This is a genomic window from Salinivibrio sp. MA427, from assembly GCF_001996115.1.
Taxonomy (GTDB): domain Bacteria; phylum Pseudomonadota; class Gammaproteobacteria; order Enterobacterales; family Vibrionaceae; genus Salinivibrio; species Salinivibrio costicola.
Genome location: NZ_MUFH01000447.1, coordinates 1 through 1,505 on the forward strand (window position 1 = coordinate 1; position 1,505 = coordinate 1,505).

Genomic DNA, 1,505 nt, shown 5'->3' on the forward strand with positions numbered 1-1,505 from the left:
TACGGTTAGTGATATTGGAGGCAATCGTTAATCCAGAAGCAATTGTCGCACACAACCCAGACTATCCGGCGCAAGTTTCGGCATGGCAGCGAAAGGTGAATGCCGAAGTCGTGATGATTACACGTATTAGCCAACCACCGGTAGGGCAACCGACTCCCAAAAATCATCAGATTCAAACCATGCATGCAGCTCAGCAGAGGTTGCAGAAGCTATTGAGTAGTGAGTTACCTCAAATGGTCACGCTAAAGCATCAAGCGGCGAATGATGCAGCGAAAAAAATGCTCAATCAAGCCATTGAGCGCATCTGGCAAAAAGGCGCACAAGCGGCTCAAACATCGTGGAATAAGCTCGGTAAAATGGGAGGCATACTTGCGATCCTCAATATTTGGAATAGCGCATCAGTCTTGCATAATATTCGCTATAAAGCCGAGCAGCACCCAGAGACTAGCTTGTGGGCAAACCCAGCACTAAGAGAAGCTACTTACTCGACCGCTTATGCGGTTTCCCAGATTGCAGGACTTTGGCGCGATGCGGCATGGAAAAAAATGATCGCCGATGAAAAACTCTTAAAAAGAAGCTTAAGCAGAGCCTTGGAAAGGACATCAAGTGCCTCAAAGGCGGCCACGTTGAAGACCTTTGCTAAAACCACCGCGATGGTTTCTTTGTTTGGTTTTATCGCAGCAGCAATAGAAACATGGGAAAGTGGTGAAAAAGTATTGAATTCAGACCATGCCCCAATGGAAAGGTTTGGTTATGGCCTAAAAGGGCTATCGACAACCGCTCAAGTGTTCGTATTTTCTATGCAAATTAGGGCAACATATTATAACTTCAGGGGTACAAGGATTATAGGTACCATGCTCTCTCGCTGGATGCTGACTACGCTCATGGTTGCTGGTATTGTGTATCTGATAGCTGTTATGGTCATAAATGCCTTTAAGCGCTCTGAGCTTGAGAAATGGCTACGTCATTCTCACTGGGGTAAAGATTCAAAGCAATGGGATCCCATTGATGAATTAACTTCCTTAGAATACATAATTCACAAGCCTCAAGCTAAACTGATTCCAGTTCTTAATCGTCGCCCTTCACAATGGATGGACCCAGGCAGTGAGCAATGGCARTTAGAATTAGTACTACCAGCATTTACTCGGGGTACAAATATTGGATTGCAAATCACCCGCAAGCCTAAAGACAAAAACTATTATTATCGTGTCGCTGAGCCGAAATCTGCAGTGGTAGTCAATGAGCAAGGTGGTACATGGAGTACAGATAAAACCTCAGGAGGTCCTATCTACCGATTAAATATGGGTGGTACCACCGACGATACGGTGGCGGTACTCGTTAGTATACCGTTTGCTTGGCAAGCCTCAGAAGATGAGATGCTCGGCTACGTGGCTATTGGTAATAATCAAGGTGACTTACTCGTTACTCCAGCACCGAAAGACAAAGAACTTGCGAAACGTACTATTGAAGTGAGAGTAAATGAATGAGCTATAAAGAATATATAG

Annotated in this window: 1 pseudogene; it reads left to right on the forward strand. The window is 44.9% G+C overall.

From position 1 onward, the window contains the following. Window positions 1-1,487, forward strand: a pseudogene (locus tag BZG79_RS15470) (hypothetical protein); the annotation flags it as partial. Between the last annotated feature and the right edge of the window lie 18 nt (window positions 1,488-1,505).